Source organism: Prevotella sp. MGM1 (genome assembly GCF_002933775.1).
GTDB lineage: Bacteria > Bacteroidota > Bacteroidia > Bacteroidales > Bacteroidaceae > Prevotella.
Map to the genome: position 1 here is coordinate 1 of NZ_BEWV01000091.1, position 6,626 is coordinate 6,626.

Annotated in this window: 5 protein-coding genes and 1 tRNA gene; 3 read left to right on the forward strand and 3 right to left on the reverse strand. The window is 49.3% G+C overall.

All coding sequences use genetic code 11. The features are described from left to right. Positions 1 to 179: 179 nt before the first annotated feature. Positions 180 to 250, reverse strand: a tRNA-Gln gene (locus MoGM_RS02650). A gap of 319 nt (positions 251 to 569) precedes the next feature. Here MoGM_RS02650 and rsfS point away from each other — a divergent pair. From rsfS to MoGM_RS02665, 3 genes are read left to right on the forward strand one after another with little or no spacing between them, the layout of a single operon-like run. Continuing rightward, positions 570 to 929: a ribosome silencing factor gene (rsfS, locus tag MoGM_RS02655; protein ID WP_104368653.1), complete on the forward strand. Its 360-nt coding sequence runs from the start codon at positions 570 to 572 to the stop codon at positions 927 to 929. Between the two features lie 23 nt (positions 930 to 952). After that, positions 953 to 3,004: an ATP-dependent zinc metalloprotease FtsH gene (ftsH, locus tag MoGM_RS02660; RefSeq protein ID WP_104368654.1), complete on the forward strand. Its 2,052-nt coding sequence runs from the start codon at positions 953 to 955 to the stop codon at positions 3,002 to 3,004. 29 nt (positions 3,005 to 3,033) lie between these two features. Beyond that, positions 3,034 to 3,885: a phosphatidate cytidylyltransferase gene (locus tag MoGM_RS02665; RefSeq protein WP_104368655.1), complete on the forward strand. Its 852-nt coding sequence runs from the start codon at positions 3,034 to 3,036 to the stop codon at positions 3,883 to 3,885. Between the two features lie 81 nt (positions 3,886 to 3,966). On the opposite strand, the gene MoGM_RS02670 is transcribed toward MoGM_RS02665, so the two are convergent. Next, positions 3,967 to 4,977: a YitT family protein gene (locus MoGM_RS02670; RefSeq protein ID WP_104368656.1), complete on the reverse strand. Its 1,011-nt coding sequence runs from the start codon at positions 4,975 to 4,977 to the stop codon at positions 3,967 to 3,969. Between the two features lie 924 nt (positions 4,978 to 5,901). Continuing rightward, a partial coding sequence (locus MoGM_RS02675) for a lipid-A-disaccharide synthase (protein WP_371410493.1) occupies positions 5,902 to 6,626 on the reverse strand: 725 nt, incomplete at its 5' end.

The following is a 6,626-nucleotide window of genomic DNA, read 5'->3' on the forward strand; positions in this document are numbered from 1 at the left end:
ACACTATACTCTTGATACTCTCTCCCGCCCACCGGAAAAATCCGCTGACCCCAAACAAACGGGCTACAAAAATGCCCGGCACTTCCGGGGGGGGGCAGTCCGCCCCCTTCTTTCACGACAAACCTATAAACACAAAAAAGGCAAATGAGCGGTTTATGCTTCATTTGCCTCTTAACGTGTTGGGATACTCGGACTCGAACCAAGAATGACAGGACCAGAATCTGTAGTGTTACCATTACACCATATCCCAATATTGTTCGCTTCGGAATCGCTTATCCGTTTGCGTGTGCAAAGGTAGCAATTTTTCATAAACCAACAAAATTTTTCGACGTTTTTTTTCCTTAAACACCCAATAACAGGTAATTTTTTCTTAAATCCATACAATTATACAAGGTGCAAAATTGCTAATAAATCCCAATTTATTTTGCCGTCATAGCTAATTACATTACCTTTGCATAAAATAATCTGCGGCTCAGCAACTTTAATCAAGCAGCGTCCGGCCAGGTTAATACGGATTTCCACCGGAATCCACATATATGGCAATAAAATAATCATACATTATTATATAGATGGAACAGACAAAGCAATTAGTACAGACAATAACAAAAGGTATTCAGGAAAAGAAAGGAAGCAACATCGTAATTGCAGATCTAAGCAATATCGACGGTACAATCTGTAAGTATTTCGTAATTTGCCAAGGCTCGTCGCCGGCTCAAGTCGAGGCCATAGCCGACTCCGTAAGCGAAATGACAAGAATAGAGAGCGGCGAGAAGCCGATAAAGGTAGCCGGACTAAACAACGCACAATGGGTGGCGATGGATTATGCCGACGTACTCGTACATATTTTCCTGCCGGATGTCCGCGAGTATTACGACCTGGAACATTTATGGGAAGATGCCGACATAACAAACATCCCCGATATAGACTGACACAACAGAACACCAAATTCATTATGGATAAAAACAACCAGAACAACCCCAAGATGAACATGCCTAAATTCAATATGGGTTGGATTTACGCCATTGCATTGATTGTCCTCGGAGTAATGTTTCTCACTAATGGAGGAAGCAATTCAAGCATCAAAACCGAAACCTCATATCACCAGTTTGAAGTGATGGTGATGAAAGGATATGCCTCTAAAATTGTGGTTAATAAAGAACAGAATGTCCTTGACATGTACATCAAACCGCAATATATACGCGACGTGTTCAAGCAGGGTGTCGACCAGACCGGCAAAGAGCCGTCCGTCACGGTGCAGATAGGCTCAACGGATCAGATAGAACAGTTCGTGGCAAAGGCTCGCAAACAAAAAAAGTTCACGGGAGACTTCAGCTACGACAACAAGAAAAAGAGCGACCTGTTCACCTCCTTGCTGTTCAACCTGCTGCCCATAGCATTCCTCGTGTTCCTATGGGTCTTCGTCATGCGTCGCATGAGCGGAGGCTCTGGAGGCGGACCGGGCGGTGTCTTCAACGTGGGTAAAAGCCGTGCGAAGATGTACGAGAAAGGCGGCGAGATGAATATCACGTTCAAAGACGTGGCCGGACAGGTCGGAGCCAAACAGGAAGTGCAGGAGATCGTCGACTTCCTGAAAAGCCCTCAGAAGTATACCGAACTCGGAGGAAAGATACCTAAGGGTGCCTTGCTTGTGGGCCCCCCCGGTACAGGAAAGACCCTCCTTGCCAAAGCGGTGGCCGGCGAGGCCGGAGTACCGTTCTTCTCGATGAGCGGCTCAGACTTTGTAGAGATGTTCGTAGGTGTCGGCGCAAGCCGTGTAAGAGACCTTTTCAGCAAGGCCAAAGAGAAATCGCCATGCATAATATTCATCGACGAGATTGACGCCGTGGGACGCGCGCGCAGCAAAAACCCGGCAATGGGAGGCAACGACGAGCGCGAGAACACACTGAACGCCCTACTCACGGAAATGGATGGCTTCGGAACGAACAGCGGGGTAATCATCCTTGCCGCCACGAACCGTGCAGACATGCTCGACTCAGCCCTATTAAGGGCCGGCCGTTTCGACCGTCAGATACACGTAGACTTACCGGATCTGAGCGAGCGCAAGGAGATATTCAAGGTTCATTTGAGACCTTTGAAAATAGATGAAAGCGTCGATGTGGACTATCTCGCACGACAGACACCGGGATTCTCTGGCGCAGACATTGCCAATGTATGCAACGAAGCGGCCCTTATCGCTGCACGTCACAACAGCAAGACCGTAGGCAAACAAGACTTCCTGGATGCTGTAGACCGCATTATCGGCGGATTGGAGAAGAAAACCAAGATAATGACCGAGAAAGAAAAACGCACCATCGCCATACACGAGGCCGGACACGCGACTATATCCTGGTTCACAGAACACGCCAATCCGCTTGTCAAAGTAAGCATCGTCCCGCGTGGCAGAGCACTAGGAGCGGCATGGTATATGCCTGAGGAACGCGCCATCACCACCAAGGAGGAGATGCTCGACGAGATGTGTGCCACCCTTGGAGGCCGCGCCGCCGAGGAACTGTTTACAGGCCTTATATCGACCGGAGCCATGAACGACCTCGAAAGGGTGACGAAGAGTGCTTACGGAATGATTGCATACGCAGGAATGAGCGACAAACTGCCCAACATCTGCTATTACAACAATAACGAATACAGCCTGCAACGGCCGTACTCCGAAACTACGGCGAAGATTATGGACGACGAGGTTCTCAAAATGATCAACGAGCAATACGACAGAGCGAAGAGAATACTCACAGAGCACAAAGACGGCCACGCCAAACTGGCCGACCTACTGATGAGCCGCGAAGTGATATTTGCAGAAGACGTGGAGAACATTTTTGGCAAGCGCCCGTGGGCAAGCCGTGCCGAGGAACTGCTCGAAGCGCAACAAAGAGCAGAGGCCGAGGCCATGGCTGAACGCCGTGCCGAGGAGCTGGCAAGAGAGGCGGAAGCCAGACTGGCCGCTAAATCAGAAACCGGAAACAGCAGCGACGAAAAAGAGAACGGCAAATAAAAGCAACCGAACAAATAACAGAACAACAAATGAAAAACTTTATAGTTCGCGCCATTACCGGTGTATTATTCGTGGCAGCAATCGTGGTATGCTTTATAAATCCCACGGCGATGGCACTCCTTTTCGCCTTAATCACGGGACTGACCGTATGGGAGTTTACCGGACTTGTAAACGAACGTGACGGTGTCGACACCAACAGGTTTATCTGTACGGTAGCCGGTGTATACCTGTTTTTCGCCATGACAGGCTTTTGCAGCGGCCTGACACCGTCCACCGTATTTATCCCATATCTGCTCACTATAATATACCTGCTCGTGGCAGAACTTTACGTCAAGAACGCCGACCCGATAAACAACTGGGCATACACTATGATGAGCCAGATGTATACCGCCCTGCCGTTCTCGCTCCTCAACGTGCTTGCGTTCAGGGCGACGGCCGACGGAGTGGCATATACATACCTGATACCGCTAAGCGTTTTCGTGTTTCTATGGCTGAACGACACCGGGGCATATTGTTTCGGTTCGCTCTTAGGCCGCCACAAACTTTTTCCGCGCGTCAGTCCGGGAAAAAGCTGGGAAGGCTCGGTTGGCGGTGCCATCGTTGTCATGGCCGCCGCTGCCGGCATTTGGCACTTAACCGAAAAATATGGAGTGAATGATCTTCGGCTTGACATGTTCCAATGGATTGGTCTCGGACTTACCGTAGTCGTATTCGGTACATGGGGCGACTTGGTGGAGAGCCTCTTCAAACGCACTATTGGCATAAAAGACAGCGGTTCCATACTGCCCGGTCACGGCGGAATGCTCGACCGGTTCGACTCCTCGCTGCTCGCTATACCCGCGGCAGTGGTATATCTTTATACGCTGACGCTGTTCTTCTGAGGAGTCAAGCAGTTAAAGAAGTTATCGCAGGCTCACGCCTGCGATAACTTCTTTAACTGCTTGACTCCTCAAAAACAAAAACTACTCCGGCTGCAACTCCCCGGCCGATGGAAGCTGTTTCCAACCCTCGCCGAACGTATCGTACACGTCGGTGACAACCACAAACGCACAGGGATCCACCTCTTTTATCTTGCTTTTCACCGCCGTCACTTCCTTCTGGCTCACCACAAGGAAAAGCATCTCCTTGTCTGCACCCGTATAAAGGCCGCTGCTCTTTATCAGAGTAGCCGAACGGTCGAGGTCTTTGAGAATAAAACGATGCAACTCCACCATCTCCTTCTTGCTTATAACGAATAGCAATTTGTCGTCTTTGGCACCGTTGATGACATAAGCCAGCACACGTGACGTAACGAAAATGGCTATCAACGAATAAAATGACAGATGCCAAGACGGAGTGACACTGTCGTCCGTGCTGCCGACTCCGAATCCGATTACCACCAGCCCGAAGAGCACCACAACGGCGTCTACCATGAGTATGGCCGTCGAGAAACGTATGTGGCAGTATTTTTGAAGTATCATCGCCACAATATCGCTGCCGCCCGTAGTACCATGGCTGCGCACCACGATGCCGCAACCGATACCTATCAACGTGGCTCCGACAATGCTCGTGAGCATCAGATGGTCTGTCATATCCACGCTCCCGCCGAGCAGCAATGCCGGGTCGAGCCTTTCGAGAGCATCCTGCGTGGGATAGCTCAGACGCGACATCACATTCATTATCGACGGAGTGGAAAGAGCGGCCACAATAGTCCGCGAGCCGAGCTTGGCCCCGAGAAACATCATTGAGAGCACGAGCAACGGTATGTCGAACATATATCCGAACGTGCCCACCTGTATACTCGGAAACAGATTGTGCATAACGATGCTCGCCCCATATACCCCGCCTGGCACAATATTATAAGGGTTTATGAAATACACGAAGCCGGCCGCCATGACGGCGCACCCCACAAAGATGCCTGTCCACGACAACCACCAGTCGAGTCTGGTGAGCGATTGGCACTGTTTCCCCACTGTCTCTATAGCCTTATTCATGGTCTTATTTTATTTTTATGCAGCAAATATACAAATAAATAACGTCATTCGGAAATTATTACACAATTAAATGGCGCAAAAACAAAGTAAAAAAGAGAAAATAAGAAAAACAATCGCCATTTATTTATATCCCCAAATTAAAAACGACATTGGCATATCACGTGACATGTATCGTGATGTGTATCGCCGTCCGGCTTGCTTTCGTCATCTTTTCATGTTATCTTTATGAAATGAAAACAACAAAAGCAGCGAGAACAACCATGATAAATATTTACAAACACACATTATACCAAAAAAGAGTACAAGAGCGAAATCGCATATTCATGCACTCTGATATGACTATAATATTTGACATAGCCAGGAAAACGTCATTAAAATTTCCTCCGGATTAGGCATCGCATACATTATATTGCGCGGCACAATGTGTCACGCCCGACATCAGACGTGCATCGAAGCACATATCGGAAACCTTAAATCAAGGCTCACGGCACTGCATGCCGTGAGCCTTTTTTGCATATAATCGGGCATTTATGCCTCACAACGGGATAGTCGTTGCTTCGCAACGGGATACTAAACGCAATGCAACGAGCGTCTAAACGCAATGCAACCGGTATCCCATTGCGAAGCAACGACCATCCCGTTGTAAAAAAGTCATGTAAAAATCCCATGCAACCGTCTGATTATCAAAAATCAAAGCCAAATCCCGTAATCAGGTAATGTATTTTCGCATATTTATGCAAAAGCCAACAAACGAAAGCACATGTATATTTATTTACAAAACACCAATATCAGGACGACTGTATACAAGCGTTCGGACCGTAAAAAAACAAAAAGCGAAACCACAAAGAAAGAAACGTCCGGATACATGAAAAAGTACCATCGAAAGAATAACAGCATACAGCTGCACATATCCGGATGTCCCGCTTATTTTTTCGCGACACGACAGGCAATGAGTCGCGCGGCGTTGTCGGCCGCGTCTCCTGTGCCGAGACGCCGGCGTAACTCACGATAGTCTTCTTTCATGCGTCCGGCCTCATCCCCGCCCGGCAATATGCCACCCAACCCGGCACGTATGTTCGCCACCGAGAAAGACGACGCCACAAGCTCACGCACCACCTCGCTGCCACATATCAGATTTACGAGCGACACATATTTCACTTTCAGAAAACGGCGGCGCAGGAAAGACACCAGCCGTGGCAGCGGAGTTTTATAACACACCACCTGCGGAACACCGAAAAGGGCGGTTTCTAGCGTGGCCGTGCCGCTGGTGACCACCGCTGCCGAAGCACACGCCAGCAGACGGTACGTCTGCCCGTGAATAATGTCGACCGAACGGCCTGCTCCTCCCATCACCCGATGATAATAATCGGGCTCTATGCCAGGAGCGCCGGCCACCATCACGGCATAACGATCGCTATATGCAGAAGCCGCTTCGAGCATGGCGGGCAGATTATCCTTAATCTCCTGACGGCGCGAACCTGGCAGCAACGCTATCACAGGCTTGTCTGAAAGGGCATCGGCCGGGTCGTGAAAAGCGAGAAACGAGTCAACCTCCGCAACAGTCGGATTGCCCACGTAGTCTATCGGGTAATTATGCTTGCCTTCATAAAAGTCCACCTCAAACGGCAGTATGCAGAACATCCTGTCTA